The 15829-nt window shown below is 57.4% G+C and carries 16 protein-coding genes; 6 read left to right on the forward strand and 10 right to left on the reverse strand.

The window, feature by feature from the left end; translation table 11 throughout:
* Positions 1–645 (reverse strand): class I SAM-dependent methyltransferase (locus ACEW72_RS10640; RefSeq protein WP_373476359.1); only part of this gene is annotated, 645 nt, incomplete at its 3' end.
* A 184-nt stretch (positions 646–829) separates the two neighbouring features.
* Between ACEW72_RS10640 and ACEW72_RS10645 the strand changes: the two genes are divergently transcribed.
* Positions 830–2128: a spinster family MFS transporter gene (locus ACEW72_RS10645; protein ID WP_373476360.1), complete on the forward strand. Its 1299-nt coding sequence runs from the start codon at positions 830–832 to the stop codon at positions 2126–2128.
* Here ACEW72_RS10645 and ACEW72_RS10650 read toward each other — a convergent pair.
* Positions 2125–3414 (reverse strand): adenylosuccinate synthase, encoded by a 1290-nt coding sequence (locus ACEW72_RS10650; RefSeq protein WP_373476361.1) that lies wholly within the window; start codon positions 3412–3414, stop codon positions 2125–2127. The genes ACEW72_RS10645 and ACEW72_RS10650 overlap by 4 nt on opposite strands.
* 162 nt (positions 3415–3576) lie before the next feature.
* On the opposite strand from ACEW72_RS10650, the gene ACEW72_RS10655 reads away from it, so the two are divergent.
* The gene (locus tag ACEW72_RS10655) at positions 3577–4428 is read left to right on the forward strand and encodes an alpha/beta hydrolase (protein ID WP_373476416.1); all 852 of its coding nucleotides are present in this window, start codon (positions 3577–3579) and stop codon (positions 4426–4428) included.
* Positions 4429–4619: 191 nt separating this feature from the next.
* A complete protein-coding gene (locus ACEW72_RS10660; protein WP_373476362.1) occupies positions 4620–5189 on the forward strand; it encodes a carboxymuconolactone decarboxylase family protein in 570 nt (189 codons plus the stop codon).
* A gap of 191 nt (positions 5190–5380) precedes the next feature.
* Here the strand turns inward: ACEW72_RS10660 and ACEW72_RS10665 are convergent, their stop codons facing one another.
* The 5 genes from ACEW72_RS10665 to ACEW72_RS10685 form a co-directional block, all read right to left on the reverse strand.
* Complete coding sequence (locus ACEW72_RS10665; protein WP_373476363.1) at positions 5381–6499, reverse strand: ATP phosphoribosyltransferase regulatory subunit; 1119 nt, start codon at positions 6497–6499, stop codon at positions 5381–5383.
* Positions 6500–6540: 41 nt separating this feature from the next.
* Positions 6541–8124 (reverse strand): phosphoglycerate dehydrogenase, encoded by a 1584-nt coding sequence (gene serA, locus ACEW72_RS10670; protein ID WP_373476364.1) that lies wholly within the window; start codon positions 8122–8124, stop codon positions 6541–6543.
* An 85-nt stretch (positions 8125–8209) separates the two neighbouring features.
* Complete coding sequence (locus ACEW72_RS10675; RefSeq protein WP_373476365.1) at positions 8210–9334, reverse strand: phosphoserine transaminase; 1125 nt, start codon at positions 9332–9334, stop codon at positions 8210–8212.
* A gap of 102 nt (positions 9335–9436) precedes the next feature.
* Positions 9437–9751 (reverse strand): PepSY domain-containing protein, encoded by a 315-nt coding sequence (locus ACEW72_RS10680; RefSeq protein ID WP_373476366.1) that lies wholly within the window; start codon positions 9749–9751, stop codon positions 9437–9439.
* Between the two features lie 2 nt (positions 9752–9753).
* Positions 9754–10341 carry a sulfite oxidase heme-binding subunit YedZ gene (locus tag ACEW72_RS10685; protein WP_373476367.1) on the reverse strand — a complete coding sequence of 196 codons (588 nt, stop codon included), beginning with the start codon at positions 10339–10341 and terminating at the stop codon, positions 9754–9756.
* A gap of 159 nt (positions 10342–10500) precedes the next feature.
* On the opposite strand from ACEW72_RS10685, the gene ACEW72_RS10690 reads away from it, so the two are divergent.
* Both ACEW72_RS10690 and ACEW72_RS10695 read left to right on the forward strand, forming a co-directional pair.
* Positions 10501–11163, forward strand: coding sequence for an extensin family protein (locus tag ACEW72_RS10690; protein ID WP_373476368.1), 663 nt, complete (start codon positions 10501–10503; stop codon positions 11161–11163).
* Between the two features lie 40 nt (positions 11164–11203).
* On the forward strand, positions 11204–12064 hold the full coding sequence (locus ACEW72_RS10695; RefSeq protein WP_373476369.1) for an LOG family protein: 861 nt from the start codon (positions 11204–11206) through the stop codon (positions 12062–12064).
* A 21-nt stretch (positions 12065–12085) separates the two neighbouring features.
* Here the strand turns inward: ACEW72_RS10695 and ACEW72_RS10700 are convergent, their stop codons facing one another.
* Positions 12086–12700 (reverse strand): cytochrome c family protein, encoded by a 615-nt coding sequence (locus tag ACEW72_RS10700; RefSeq protein ID WP_373476370.1) that lies wholly within the window; start codon positions 12698–12700, stop codon positions 12086–12088.
* Between the two features lie 146 nt (positions 12701–12846).
* Here ACEW72_RS10700 and ACEW72_RS10705 point away from each other — a divergent pair, with 146 nt between their 5' ends.
* Positions 12847–13740, forward strand: a complete 894-nt coding sequence (locus tag ACEW72_RS10705; RefSeq protein ID WP_373476371.1) for a prephenate dehydratase — start codon at positions 12847–12849, stop codon at positions 13738–13740.
* An 8-nt stretch (positions 13741–13748) separates the two neighbouring features.
* Here the strand turns inward: ACEW72_RS10705 and ACEW72_RS10710 are convergent, their stop codons facing one another.
* On the reverse strand, positions 13749–14807 hold the full coding sequence (locus tag ACEW72_RS10710; RefSeq protein WP_373476372.1) for a glycosyltransferase family 4 protein: 1059 nt from the start codon (positions 14805–14807) through the stop codon (positions 13749–13751).
* Complete coding sequence (locus tag ACEW72_RS10715) at positions 14804–15628, reverse strand: UDP-2,3-diacylglucosamine diphosphatase (protein WP_373476417.1); 825 nt, start codon at positions 15626–15628, stop codon at positions 14804–14806. The genes ACEW72_RS10710 and ACEW72_RS10715 overlap by 4 nt, the downstream gene beginning before the upstream one ends.
* Positions 15629–15829: the final 201 nt, after the last annotated feature.

The raw sequence follows: 15829 nt of genomic DNA on the forward strand, positions 1-15829 counted from the left end.
CGCAACCACCCGCTCGCCGGGGCGCGCGGCATCGTCGAGCAGTACGCGCCCGCCGGGCCGGATACGCGGAAACAGGCTCGCCGCCGCCCCGCGCACATAAGGATGGATCGCCCAAGGCGGTCCGTCGACGATCAGCAGGTCAATTTCAGCCGGTACATCGCTTAGCTGATACCAATGGCCGGGCCAGCCCGCAGGGGATGGGCCCAAAGGCGCGTGCCGGATCTCTGCGGGCAGGCCGTTTTCACGGATCCATTGCTGCGTGATCGAGGCAAATTCGCCATGCTGGTCATAGCTGACTAACGACCCGCCTCCGAATTTCTGAAGTGCGCGGGCAATGATGAAGGTCGACGCGCCGCAGCCAAGTTCGACAACCTGCGCCGGACGCATTTCTTCGATTGCGCGGGTGATGTGCCACAAGAAATGCGTATCGGCTTTCCAACTTCCTAAATTGGGCAACGCATCGGGCGACAGGTCCAGATATTCCAGCAGCGCAGCCTTATCCGCCTTTCGCCCGCCATGCAGGCTGCGTAACAGCCACGGCCATTGAATCGCGCCATAAGCGGTCACCATGGCACGGTCACCCAAAGAGAGATCCAGCCCAATGTCGTCAAGCGGCAGCAAGGCCGTAGTTTCGCGTGTTGTCATGTTCCTCGCCCATGCGCCCCGACACCCGATCGAGCAACAAGCTATTTCCATCCCAGCGTGAATACAGAACGGTTCGAAGCGGATCGTATCGCGAAAACGGGCCGCACAGCAACTATTTTGGCGCGCACGCTTTGACAAAGGCAAAAATTGCACGATAACCGGCACGAGAGAGAAGGAGAGTTTAATGGACCAACCGGCATCGATGCGGAGCAAAACGGCGACGACTCCGCGCTTGATGCTGTGGATGCTGCTGATCGTATACACGCTGAACTTTCTTGACCGGCAGATCGTCAACATTTTGGCCGAACCTATCAAGCGCGACCTCTCGCTTAGCGACACCGCACTAGGATTGCTGGCGGGACCCGCCTTTGCGGTTTTCTATGCGGTGCTGGGCATTCCCATTGCCCGCTACGCCGACCGCGCATCCACCAACCGTGTGACGCTGATTTCGGTCTCGCTCGCCTTATGGTCCGCCATGACCGCGCTGTGGGGTTTTGCCCAGAATTTTGTCCAGCTCCTGCTGGCGCGTATCGGGGTCGGCGTCGGTGAAGCAGGATGCACGCCAGCCGCACACTCGCTCATCACCGATTGCGTGCCGCCTGAAAAACGGTCCTCTGCCATCGCCTTTTTCGGGCTTGGCGTACCCGTCGGCAGCCTGCTCGGGCTGGTGATCGGCGGGATCGTCAACGATCTATATGGCTGGCGCGCCGCGCTCTTTCTAGTGGGCGCACCGGGATTGCTGCTGGCGCTTATCCTACCGATGATCATCCGTGAGCCTCGCCGCACAGACGGCCCCGTCCGCGATGCAGCGCAGAACGGGCCGAAGAAAGTCGAGCTACTCGTCGGCGAGGCGTTCCGTGAAGTATTCTCCTCCCGCGCTTATCTCTATATTTTCATCGCGGCCTCGTTCACCGCCTTTTTAAGCTATGGCAAAGGCCTGTGGACGATCAGCTTTTTCATCCGCACCCACGGGCTGTCCACCACCGAAGCAGGTCTGTCCATGGCGGTGGCACTGGGCGTAGCGGGCGTAATCGGGACCTTGCTCGGCGGTAAAATGGCGGACAAGTTCGGCAAGAAAAACAAACGCCATCTGCTGACCTTCCCCGCCGTCGGCATGGCGATTGCCGCGCCCATCCTGTTCGCTGGCTATTGGGTAGATGACTGGCGCATCGCGGTCGCGTTACTGATCGTGCCGACCATCCTCAACTCCGCTTATTACGGCCCGGCTTATGCCTGCGTGCAGGGCCTCGTCCGCCCCGAAGCTCGCGCAATGGCCGCCTCTATGGTCGTGTTCGGGCAGAATCTGATCGGCCTTGGCATGGGCCCATTGCTGTTCGGCGTTTTGTCAGACGCGCTGGTGCCGATCGCCGGACAAGACAGCGTCCGCTGGGTCCTGTTCGGCGCCGCATGGCTGGGGATCATCCCCGCCTTCTTCTTCTGGCGCGCAAGCCTGCGTCTGAAAGCGGAGTTGAAGAGCGGTTAATCCGCAAAGGGGTCCCGCACCAAAATCGTATCTTCGCGTTCGGGCGAGGTGCTGACCAGCGCCACCGGCGTTTCGATCAGTTCCTGCACGCGGCTGATATATTTGATCGCCTGTGCCGGCAGATCGGCCCAGCTACGCGCGCCCGCGGTCGTTTCCTGCCAGCCGGGCATCTCTTCATAGATTGGCTCAACCGAGGCCTGATCCGCCGCATGTGCGGGCAGATAGTCATAGACCTTGCCATTGAGGCGATAGCCGGTGCAGATCTTGATGGTTTCAAAGCCGTCGAGCACGTCGAGCTTGGTAAGCGCGATGCCGGTCACGCCCGATACCGCGCAGCTTTGCCGCACGATGACGGCATCGAACCAGCCACAGCGGCGCTTGCGTCCGGTGACCGTGCCAAATTCATGCCCACGCTCGCCCAGACGCTGGCCGGTTTCATCCTCCAGTTCGGTCGGGAAAGGCCCGGACCCGACGCGCGTGGTATAGGCTTTCACAATGCCCAGCACGAACCCGGCGGCACTCGGCCCCAGACCCGACCCTGCCGCAGCGGTGCCCGATACAGTGTTTGAGCTGGTGACAAAGGGATAGGTGCCATGATCAACGTCAAGCAGAACGCCCTGCGCGCCTTCAAACAGGATCCGCGCGCCTGCCTTGCGGACCTTGTTAAGCCGCTTCCAGACAGGTTGGGCATATTCCAGCACAAAGGGGGCGATTTCCTTGAGGTCCGCAATCAACCGCACCCGGTCCACCGGCGGTTCGCCAAATCCGGCGCGCAGCGCGTCATGGTGCGCGCATAGGCGGTCAAGCTGCGAATCCAGCGCATCCAGATGCGCCAGATCGCACACACGGATGGCACGGCGGCCGACCTTGTCTTCATAGGCTGGGCCAATACCGCGTCCGGTCGTGCCGATCTTGCCCGACCCGGCCGCGGCTTCACGTAACCCGTCCAGATCGCGGTGGATCGGCAGGATCAGCGCGCAATTATCCGCCAGTGCGAAATTTTCGGTAGTGATGGAAACGCCCTGCCCGCGCAGCTTCGCCATTTCGTCGCGCAAGGCCCAAGGATCAAGCACCACGCCATTGCCGATGATCGACAGCGTGCCGGTGACAATACCCGAAGGCAGCAGCGACAATTTATAGACATTTTCGCCAACCACCAGAGTGTGTCCGGCATTATGGCCGCCCTGGAAACGGACCACGGCATCGACCCGTTCGGCCAGCCAATCGACAATCTTGCCTTTACCTTCGTCGCCCCATTGAGCGCCGATCACGGTTACATTTGCCATTCAAAATTCCCTGACTGAAGGGCCTTTTTCTGCACAGAAGGATTTTTCTGCGAAGGGATTCGCCGTGCGTCCCGTTATGACTATGGACGCAAAACGTCCACCCTAAAGCGTCAATGGAGGCAAAAGATGCGTAAATGGATTTTAGGTGGCGTGGCATTGGCCATGGTCGGTACCTGTGCAGTGGCACAACGGGGACAGCGGGACGAAGGTGACTCAATCGCTACGCGTGCCGCAGCAGGCGGCAAAGAAATGGCCTATGGCAGCCATGACTTGCAAAAGCTCGATTTCTGGCGCGGCCCGCAGGATAAGGCGCCTTTGGTGATATTCGTCCACGGCGGTGGATGGAAACGCGGCGACAAGAATAACGCCACCGGCCAAAGCAAGGCCCCGCATTATCGCGCCCAAGGCTATGCCTTTGCCAGCATCAACTACCGTCTGGTCCCCGACGCGACGGTTGAACAACAGGCGAGCGACGTTGCCGCAGCCATCGCTTATTTACGGAGCAACGCACGGCGACTGGGCATCGACCCCGACCGGATCGTCCTGATGGGCCACAGCGCCGGCGCGCATCTGTCGGCGTTGGTTGGTACCGATCCTGTGTATCTGCAAAATGTCGGCTTGCGGCCCTCGGCCTTGAAAGGTGTCATCCCGCTGGATGGCGCGGCCTATGACATACCCGCCCAGATGAAGGAAGGGGGGGCATTTATGGCGGAAACTTATGAGCAAGCCTTCGGGCTCGACCCTGCGCGGCAAAGGGCGCTATCGCCTTACTGGCACGCCCCCTCCCCCAACGCGCCGGCTTTCCTGATCCTGCACGTCGACCGCAAAGACGGCGCCCGCCAATCCACCGCGCTAGCCGCCGCCCTGCGGAAATACGGCACAGCCGTGAAACTACAGGCGTTCGAAGGCAAAGGCCTGCGCGGACATATGGAAATCAACCGCAAGCTGGGCGATGAAGATTATCCCGCAACGGCGGTGGTGGATGATTGGTTGAAGGGGGTGTTTGGGGGGTAGGCTGGCGGCTTCAAGGGGGGCACATCATCCAGCCAGGCGACCGTCATCCTCGGTACGTCAGACACGGTTTAAGGCAAACCGCTTGGCGATAATAAAACAATCATCTATGTTTGTTTTATTATCGAGAAATTGCGTCGTCAGCGATTTGACCTACAAGACAAAATGACTAGATCCATCGAGAGGACCGCCCCATGCCAAATGTTGCCATTCCTGCCAAATTCGAAGCCGATCCCTCCGCTTATGTCTGGACGCATTACGCTCCTGAAATTGGCATGGCAGCGGGTCAATATTCGCTGGCTGTCTATGAGAACTCAAAGCTGTCGATGCGTGAGATGGAGGCAGCAAGGATGCGCACGGCTCAGATAAATGGCTGCGCTTTGTGTCTTACTATGCGCGCCGATCGCGATTTATTAGGACATATCGAACGCAGCGGCGGCGACGTGGCGAAAGCCTCATCGATCCGCGACAATACCCCGCCAGATGAGGGATTTTACGATGACGTTGAAAACTGGCGCGCGGCAACCGGGTTCAGTGGGCGTGAGCTATTAGCAATAGAATTTGCCGAGCGGCTGGGAGAAAAGCCAAAGGGGCTAAAGACAGATGTCGATTTTTGGAACCGGATGCACCAGCATTTTTCCGATGCCGAAATCGTAGATATGACATTCTCCATCGGCTCCTGGATTGCACTTGGCCGCTTGACCCATGTGCTCGGTCTTGATGATGTCTGCATGCCGACCATGCCGCAAGCAGCGCAGATTTAAACACACCCGTCCGTTGGACATGGACGAGTAGCAATCAATAATGCTTTGAGATGCAGTTTAGTTTGCTTCGACTAACAGCCCAAAACTGGACGTTCGTTCAAGGTGACGGCGTAGGTTGAAACTACGAATGGCAACGGGTCAGCATTTTACCGGTTTGGTAGAGTTTGGACCCCGCGCCTTCCCGGAATGCACTAGATCGGCTCTGCCCGGCCGTTAGTCAACATATAGGCGCAGTCGAGCGCTGCGGCACTGTCGTTCTCATCCAGCGCCGCGACTGTAATCCAGCCTTCGCTCCGCATCTGCGCCGCTTTGGACGCCAGCGTCCCAAGTGGCAGGAACAGGCGGCGGTTTTCTTCCCTTTCGGCTACGAAATCAATCAACGGGTCGGGATAGAGCGAAAAGCCGGTGGCGACTTCGGCGTCGCGGGCGGTGCGGGCGATGGCATAAGTGCCGCCACGGCCAAGTGCGGCGGTATAGCCTTTGGCAAAGAGCGTGAAGCCGAACCAGCTTTGATATTCAAAGCCATGCCGTTCGGTGGGGTCGAGCGTGATGGTGGCGCGGTCGCCAAGCGAATCGGCGATTGTTTCCAGCGCCCCGATCCGCGATGCAAGCGCGCCGCCAGCGTCAATCGCGCGCAACTTCTGCACGGCTTCGGCAAAGGGCCCGGTCGCCGCCAGCAGGGGCAGATAGGCGTCCGCCCCCAGTGCGCTTAATCCGCCTGCATCCTTCATGTCGAGTTCCGACCGCACCGCATCGATCTTGTCGGGCGACAGCGGCAAGGCTTTTGCAGCCAGCGTTTCGACCAAATCGGGCAAGGTGAAATCGACAGTGATATCCCTGACACCCGCAGCTTCTAGCGCCTCGACCGCGACGGTCACAATTTCCGAGGCCGCAGCGACGCTGTCATTGCCGATCAGTTCCGCGCCCAATTGGGTGATTTCCCGCTCAGGCCGCAACTGGCGCGCACGCAAGCGCAGGATCTGGCCGTGGTAGCACAAGCGTAACGGGCGCGGCGCATCGGCCATGCGGGTTGTGGCGATGCGGCCCACCTGCACGGTGATATCCCCGCGTAAGGCCAGCGTATGCCCCGACACAGGGTCAGTGAAACGCAGCAGGCTGTTACGCGTTGCGCCGCCGCTGCGTGCCGACAGGCTGGCTTCGAACTCGGCGATGGCGGGGCTGACACGCGCATAGCCGTTCGACGCCATGACGTCGAGCATGGCCCGCGCTACCCGAACCGCAGCCTCGGCCTGCACAGGCAGACGGTCGCGGAATCCTTCGGGTAGTAAATCGGGCGATATGCTGGTCATGCGGGCTCTTTACGCGAAAATGCTTTTCGGGAAAGCCCCGATCAGAATTTAAGCGCCTTTACGGTTTTGACGCCTGGCAACTTGCACAACTGCCACAGCACTGGCTCTTCGATTTTGGAGTCCATCGACAGCAGCAAGACCGCCTCGCCACCGGCACTGCGGCGGCCCAGATGGAAAGTGCCGATGTTGAGACCCGCCTCGCCCAAGGTCGTGCCGACGCGGCCGATGAAGCCGGGCGCGTCTTCGTTGACGATATAGAGCATGTTACCCTCAAGCTCCGCCTCCAGACTGATGCCGAAGATTTCGACCAGCCGCGCTTCGCTATTTGCAAAAAGGGTTCCGGCGACCGAGCGAGGACCTTGGCTGGTGTTGACAGTCACACGGATCAGCGTGTGATACGCACCGGTCTTGTCGTGGCGTACTTCGCGGATATCAAAGCCGCGTTCCTTTGCGAGATAGGGGGCGTTGACCATGTTCACTGCATCCGAAAAACGCCGCATGAAACCGGAAAGCACCGCCGCCGTAATCGGTTTTATATTCAGTTCCGCAGCCGCGCCTTCAACTTCGATCGCAATGTTGTCGAGATCATCATGCGCGAGTTGGCCGACAAGCGACCCCAGTTTTAGGGCCAAGGTCATATAAGGCTTCAGCTTCGGTGCCTCTTCGGCAGACAGGCTGGGCATGTTGAGCGCGTTGGTGACGCCGCCTGTGACCAGATAATCGGCCATTTGTTCAGCCACCTGAAGCGCGACATTGACCTGCGCTTCATTGGTCGATGCACCCAGATGCGGGGTGCAAATAAAGTTTGGCGTGCCGAACAGCGGAGATTCCTTGGCGGGTTCGGTTGCGAACACGTCCAACGCCGCGCCTGCGACTTGGCCACTATCAAGCGCTTCTTTCAGCGCCTCTTCATCGACAAGGCCACCACGCGCACAGTTGATGATGCGGACGCCCTTCTTTGTCTTGGCGAGATTTGCCTTGGACAGGATGTTGCGGGTCTGGTCGGTCAACGGCGTGTGCAGTGTGATGAAATCCGCTTTGGCCAGCAACGTATCGAGATCGGCCTTTTCCACACCCATTTCGATCGCGCGCTCTGCGGTCAGGAACGGGTCGAAGGCGACAACCTTCATTTTCAGGCCCAGCGCGCGGCTGGCGACGATGCTGCCAATGTTACCCGCGCCGATCAGGCCCAGCGTTTTGCCGGTGACTTCGACGCCCATGAAGCCGTTTTTCGGCCACAAGCCCGCCTGCGTCTGCGCGTTCGCCTCGGGCAGCTGACGTGCAAGGGCGAACATCAGGGCGATTGCATGTTCCGCAGTGGTGATCGAGTTGCCGAACGGGGTGTTCATCACCACGACGCCCTTGGCCGAAGCAGCGGGGATATCGACATTGTCGACGCCGATACCCGCGCGACCGATGACTTTCAGGTTGGTTGCGGCGTCGAGGATGGCCTTGGTGACCTTGGTCGAGCTGCGGATGGCAAGACCATCGTAATCGCCAATGATGGCGGCCAGTTCTTCGGGGGTCTTGTCGGTGATGACATCGACGTCACAGCCGCGCTCGGCAAAGATCTTGGCGGCGTTGGGGTCCATTTTGTCGGAAATGAGTACGCGAGGTTTTGTCATGAGTGGTTCCTGATTTTTGTCGGGTTCCCCGGCTTGATCGGGGAACACAGAGTCCCGCCGTTGCGGGGACGAAAATGCTTCGGGTTTAGGCTTTGGTCTCTTGGTAGGCCCAGTCGAACCATGGTCCGAGCGCCTCGATATCGGCAGTATCGACGGTCGCGCCGCACCATATCCTCAGACCCGGCGGTGCATCGCGGTAGCCCGCAATGTCATAGGCGGCACCTTCGGCTTCGAGCAAAGCGGCGAATTTCTTGATGAACGCTTCATCCGCGCCTTCGACGGTCAGGCAGACCGACGTTTTCGACCGTGTCGCTTCGTCTGCGGCAAGATGGCCCAACCAAGCCCGGTCGGCGACAATCTTGCCAAGCGCGGCCGCGTTGGCATCCGAACGTCGCATAAGACCTTGCAATCCACCTACGCTTTTCGCCCAATCAAGCGCGAAGATGACATCTTCGACCGCGAGCATCGACGGGGTGTTGATGGTTTCGCCCTTGAACACGCCTTCGGCCAGCGCGCCTTTCGACATCAGGCGGAATATTTTGGGCAACGGCCAAGCAGGGGTGTAGTTTTCCAGCCGCTCCACCGCGCGCGGGCCGAGGATAAGGACGCCATGAGCGCCCTCGCCGCCCAATACCTTCTGCCAGGAGAAGGTGGTCACATCGAGCTTGTCCCATGGCATGTCATAGGCAAACACCGCCGAGGTCGCATCGTTGAAGGTCAGACCTTCACGGTCGTCGGCGATCCAGTCGCCGTTCGGAACGCGAACGCCAGAAGTTGTCCCATTCCAAGTGAACAAAACATCATGACTTTGGTCTATTGACGCCATATCGGGCAGCTGCCCGTAATCGGCGCGGATAACATTGGGGTCGATTTTCAGCTGCTTGACGGCATCGGTCACCCAGCCCTCTCCGAAACTTTCCCAGGCGGTTGCTGTTACCGGACGCGCACCCAACATGGTCCACATTGCCATTTCATAGGCCCCGGTGTCGGAAGCAGGTACGATGCCAATGCGGTGGGTATCGGGCACCTGCAGCACTTCGCGGATCAGGTCGATGGACAGCTGAAGACGCGATTTGCCGATCTTGGCGCGGTGTGAGCGGCCCAGCGATTCGGTAGCTAATTTGGAAGCTTCCCAACCCGGCGGCTTCGCGCAGGGACCGGAAGAAAAAAACGGACGCGCCGGTTTGTTGGCGGGTTTACTGATAGTCATGTAAGCTTCTCCTTGCAGAGAGCAGCGCGGCGTTGGGACCGCGTGGCCCGGAGCCGCGTTTAGGCGCGGCCCCGAATTTGTCAATGACTATCGTTGCCCTGTTCAGTAACCGGATTTACGGAACAACACTTCACCGCGCCTTGCGACATACAGTTTTTCAAGCGATACCGGATGGAAATAAGCCTCGACACGATCCCCTTCTGGCGTCGTGCCATAGACTTCGTAACAGCCGCCATCGACCTTGGATTTGCGGACAGTCCAACCTTCCTTAGTCAGCTTTTGATCGAGCGTATCTTTGCTTTTCCAGCCAGATACCGGGCCAGCTTTACAGGTTATCACACCGGTCGCAGAGGCGGGAACCGATGCCAGTGTGACGGCTGCAACAGCAGCGACTGCGAAAGTATTAAACACGCGCATATTCATGCTCCTTTAGGTTGAAATTTAGAGGACAGAAAAAATCGGGCAGCGACCAGAAGCGCCAATGGAATGAAGTGTACCAAAGCAGGGCCTAGATTATTGTGGATGAATATCCAATGGACAAGCACCAGCACAGCCGTTGGATATACCAGTCGCTGCAACCGCTTCCACCCCGCCTTCAATCGCCGCATCGAGGCATCGTTACTGGTGATAGCGAGCGGCACAAATAGCAGCATCGCAGCCCAGCCTGTCCATATTCCAAGCGCCCAGAATTCGGCCAACATGTCGTCCAGATTGCCCATATCAATCACGTAGAAAATCAGATGCAGCACCGCATAGGCAAAAGCCGCCACGCCCAAGGAACGGCGTCGCTGAACGAGCCAGCCCAGCCAGGGCTTTGGCCCCAGCAAGGCAACAAGCGGGCTTAATATCATTGCAAAAATCATCAGGCGGGCGGACCATTCGCCCGTCGGGTGCAGCATATCCATCGCCAGCACATCACCCGAAAAAAAACGGGAGAGCATCAACAACGCCGGAATGGCCAGCAAAAGCCAAAACACCGGCTTCTTATTAAGAATGAATCGCAACATGCTTTGGCGATAGTGTCCATGCGTCATGCTGGCAATGATGAAATTGTAACAATTTATGTCCCGAGATTTGCGCCCGATGGTGCCTTCTTTCGGCTGGAGGCATCTTGTGAGAACATTAACTAAGTGACGAGATTACCTCGATTTGCTAAACTCAGGACGATGAAGAAGCGCAATTTCCATATTCCGGTGCTGATCGCAATGACGCTCGCCATATCGGGGTGCGGGGGCAGAGATGGGCGTGACGTCCCGCGTGCGACAAATGACAGCTTCCAAACCGCTGAATCACGAAAATGCCTAAGTGAATTGCGGGCGCAAAATGTTCGGTTTTCCGTTCTTCCCAATCAATATAAAGGCGGCGGCTGCCGCACGATCGACACTATAAGGATTATGGACCTCGGCACCGAAACCAGCAATCTTGGCCCGATAACCTGTCCGCTGGCCGCAAACTTTGCCGCTTGGGCAAAGCACGCTGTCCGACCGGCGGCAAACCATTATCTCGGCACCGATGTAGTCAGAATAGAGACGTTTGGCACGTATAGTTGCCGTAACGTCAACAATGGACGATCTGGCCAATTATCCCAGCACGCTTATGCCAATGCAATCGACGTCTCGGCATTTGTATTGCGCGATGGCCGCCGCATTTCGTTGCTAAGCGGGTGGAACGGTACATCGCAGGAACGCAATTTCCTCAGAAGATTACACCAATCGGCCTGCAAACGCTTTGGCACGGTACTTGGCCCCGATTATAACGGGGCACACGCTAATCATTTTCATTTCGATATGGCTAAATCCATGAAAGATGGCTCTGCTTATTGCCGATAAGGGGTGGCAAAAGCTCGGCGGCGCGACTAAACCCGTCCTAATGAACGACACCAAAATTACCGATCGCCGCTTCTATAAAGCCGAACAAGAAGCCGACTTCGCCGAGCAACAGCTTTCCACCCCCCAAACCCGCAGCAAATCATACCGGCTTGCGTTTCAAGACGCAGAGTTTCTTTTGCGCGAAGACTTGCGCCCGGTGCGGTTTCAGTTGGAACTGCTCAAAACCGAAATGCTTTTGGATGAGGCAAATATCGGGTCGATGTTGGTCATTTACGGCTCGGCGCGTATTCCTGAACCGGCCAAAGCCGAAGAGTTGCTGGCTGCGGCCACCGACGACCGATCGCGCATTATCGCAGAGCGTATGCAAGAAAAATCACGCTTTTATGAAGAAGCGCGGCAACTTGCACAATTGGCCAGCCAGGCGCATATCACCGATGAAGAAGGACGCCGCCATTTTGTTGTCTGCTCCGGCGGTGGGCCATCCATCATGGAAGCGGCCAATCGCGGCGCCCATGATGTTGGTGCTGAATCAGTCGGTTTGAATATTGTTCTGCCGCATGAACAAGCCCCGAACCTTTACGTCACCCCTCGTTTGAGCTTCCAGTTCCACTATTTTGCCTTGCGTAAAATGCACTTTCTATTGCGCGCTCGCGCCGTAGCGGTTTTCCCCGGCGGTTTTGGCACATTCGACGAATTTTTCGAATTGCTGACACTGGTGCAGACCGGAAAGGTCAAGAAAATGCCGATCCTGTTGTTCGGCAAAGATTTCTGGAACCGCGTTGTTAACTTCGAAGAACTGATGCTCGAAGGCGTCATCAGCCCGCCCGACCTGGAGCTGTTTCGTTTCGTGGAAACCGCAGACGAAGCTTGGAGAGCTATCTGCGATTTCTACGAAGTTTAGGCCGTGAACTCATAGAAACAGTTATTTCGCGGCCGCTTCTTCCGCTTTTGGCGCTTCAACTGCACCAGCAGCAGGTGCGGCTTCGTCCGCAGCGGCATTTGCAACCGCAGCCTCAACCGGCGAAGGCAGCGGAATGTTCGAACCTTGGCTGTTCAGATATAACAGCACCGCGGCGCGTTCCTCCGGATTGCCAAGTCCGGCGAAGGTCATCTTGTTACCCGGCGCATATTTTTTAGGGTTCGCCAACCATTCGTTCAAAGCTTCGAATGTCCAGGTTCCACCCTTTGACTTCAGGGCATCGGAATAGGCAAATCCGGCATGGCTGCCAAGCGGCTTGCCAACTGTGCCCCACAGATTTGGCCCAATACCATTTGCGCCACCTTGTGCAATCGTGTGGCAAGCGACGCATTTTTTGAAAATCGCTTCGCCCTTGGACATATCAGCAACGGCCATCATATTCCCGATTGGAACCGCCGCAACAGCGCCTGCGCCATCCGCCTCGGCACCTTGAATTGCGTAGCCAGGTTTTTCAACTTCACCGCGATGGAAATACATGCCCGAAGCGATGGTCAAACCCAAAGCGGCGATACCGCCGGCCAAAACCCATCCTGCGATTGTGTTACTGCGATCGTCCATTGATTGTCTGCCCTGTTATGCTGTTCACTGCATGCGGCCATAGGAGCCGCTGGATTCCCTGCCCCTCTAATAGCCGAAAGGAAGCCGTGCAAGAGCGGAAATCCGGTCTTGCCCGATATGTTTCAGTCCCGTAACGCAGCGTCACCATGAACAGTTATCCCGCCCCCGCCCTTGCCAAGGTCAAGGAAATGACCGCCGTTGCAGCCGCCGAACCCGCCCGCGCCGTTGCATTTCAGGGTGCACCTGGCGCAAATTCGCATTTGGCGGCGCTTGAATTTGATAACGCCTGTCATCCGCTGCCCTGTTTTTCCTTTGAAGATGCTATTGATGCCGTGAAAGACGGAAAGGCCGCACGCGCCATTATTCCCATTGAAAATTCGTTGCATGGCAGGGTTGCCGACATCCATTTCCTTTTGCCCGAATCGGGGTTGAGCATCATTGCCGAGCATTTCATGCTGATCCGGCATTGTCTGATGGCCAAATCAGCCGACGCAAAGCTGACGACCGCGATGAGCCACCCGCAAGCTTTGGGCCAATGCCGCCATTATTTGCGCGAACATGGGATCATCCCTGTCGCCTACGCCGATACAGCGGCGGCGGCGGCATTTGTCGCGGACAGTGATGACCCCAGCGCTGGTGCCATCGCACCCCCAATTGCAGCCGAATTGTACGGCCTGGTCGCCATCAACGATGGCGTGCAAGACGATGCGAGTAACATGACGCGCTTTGTCGTTCTATCCCGCGAACCCGCCGATCGGTCGGCGGTGGACGGCACATTGATGACCACCTTCATCTTCGAGGTGAAAAATATTCCCGCCGCGCTGTACAAGGCCATGGGCGGATTTGCCACGAACGGCGTCAACATGACAAAATTGGAAAGCTACCAAAATGGCGCCAGCTTTGCGGCGACCGAATTTTTCGCCGACATTGAAGGCGCGCCGGGCGATATTGCCGTTGACCGGGCGCTTGACGAATTGCGTTTCCATTGCAACTCGGTCAGGCTTTTGGGCACGTACAGGCAGACCCGGCCCCGCGGTTAGGCCGTGAACTAAGCCGTCTCCAATACATGTCGACGTGCCGAATGCAGCGCAGCGAGAAACTGGTCGAGCGCATTGTCCCAAGTAAAAAGCGCGCCGTAAGCGGCGGCGTCCTGCCGGTCGCAAAGCAGGGCATTTTCTATCGCGGTCGGCAAAGATTCAGACACAGATCCGACGGTTTCGGACAGGTCGTCATAAGGACCACGTCCCTGTGCGCCGATGATGTCCAATGGACCGGGCACCGGATATCCAGCAACGGGAACGCCGCAGGCCAGTGCTTCGATCATCACCAAACCAAATGTATCGGTCTTGCTGGGGAATACAAACACATCCGCCGCGCAATAGGCTTGTGCCAATTCGGCACCGCTCAGGCTGCCGGTGAATACAGCGTCGGGATAACGCGCCTTTAGTTCCGCCAACGCAGGACCATCCCCGACCACGACTTTCGTGCCGGGGACTGCTGCATCGAGAAAACTCTCAAGATTTTTCTCGATTGCGACACGGCCGACTGACAGCAAAATGGGTCGGGGTAAATTGGCCAATGCAGGATGTGGCGCCAACCCAGGCTTGAATATGCCGGTGTCAATGCCGCGTGTCCAAGGGCGGGTATGCGAAATGCCCCGGCTTGCAAGCTCTTCGCTTAATCGGGGCGTAGCCGACAAAACCGCACGCGAGGGTTTGTGGAAAATACGCATGACCGGCCAGAAAAAATCTGCCGAAAGCCCGGTACGAACCGACGCATAATCCGGGAAACGGGTATGGAAGGCTGTTGTAAATGGCACCGAATTGACCATGCACCAACGACGGGTGCTCCATCCTATCGGTCCTTCGGTCGAGATGTGGACGATATCAGGCACAAATTCCGCCAGTTTTTTTCGCAAGCCAAAACGCGGAGCAAGCGCCAGCCGTATTTCACCATAGCCCGGACAAGGCACCGTGCGAAACTGGTCCGGGCTGATGACGCACACTTCATGCCCGCGTTCGCGGAGCAATTTGACCGTCATTTCAAGCGTGCGGACAACGCCATTGATTTGCGGCCGCCATGCGTCCGTTGCGATTGCAATTCTCATGCGGAAACGGTTTCCATTTTGGCGGCATATTTACGCTGGCGGTTTTCTTCGGCCCAATCGACAATCGACATATTGCCATGCTTGTCTTCAACCAACGCGGTGCAGCTTTCGACCCAGTCGCCGTCATTATAATAAGTCACGCCATCAAAATCGCGAATTTCCGCATGGTGGATATGTCCGCATACAACGCCATCAACGCCGCGCTCGATTGCTGCGCGCGCCACGGCTTCTTCATATTCGCCGATAAATGCGACGGCATTTTTGACCCGCATTTTCAGATAGGACGAAAGCGACCAATAAGGCAGATGCAAGCGACGGCGAACAGCGTTCAGCCATACGTTGGCCTTCAGCAAAAATGTGTAAGCCGTGTCACCCAGGAACGCCAGCCACTTGGCATAAAGCACGACGCTGTCAAACATATCGCCGTGCGTGACGAGCAACAACCGTCCATCGGCTGTTTCGTGGATCGCCTCATGCGCTAGTTCGACGCCGCCAAAGCCAAGGCCGACATAATCACGGAACATTTCGTCATGGTTGCCCGGAATATAGACCACGCGTGTGCCCTTGTGCGCCATTTTCAGGATACGGCGGAGCACTTCATTGTGGCTCGACGGCCAATACCAGCCTTTACGAAGCCGCCATCCATCGACAATATCACCGACGAGGTAAAGCGTTTCACATTTGATACTTTGCAAGAAATCCAGCAGCAATTCAGCGTTGCAGCCCGATGTGCCGAGGTGGATATCCGAAATCCAGACGGTCCTGTATTTCTTTTTTGGTTGGAAACTGCGTGGTTCCTTTTCATGGAACCAATCCGGCATTTTCGGATCGAAAACACCCCCGATTTCGTTCTTTTTTGCGACCTTTGTCATGATTTTTCCAGATGTTGCTTCAACTGGAACTGCCGAATAACCGCGGCAAGTTACGCGTTCACGTCACCTGCGTTACAGTTTCGGGACAGTTGGGCCATTGCCAAGCCCACATTCAGCGCTGAAATAGTCCGAGACCTTCGCGGCTCCTGC

Origin of the sequence: Sphingorhabdus sp. (genome assembly GCF_041737645.1) — a bacterium.
Lineage (GTDB): Bacteria > Pseudomonadota > Alphaproteobacteria > Sphingomonadales > Sphingomonadaceae > Sphingorhabdus_B.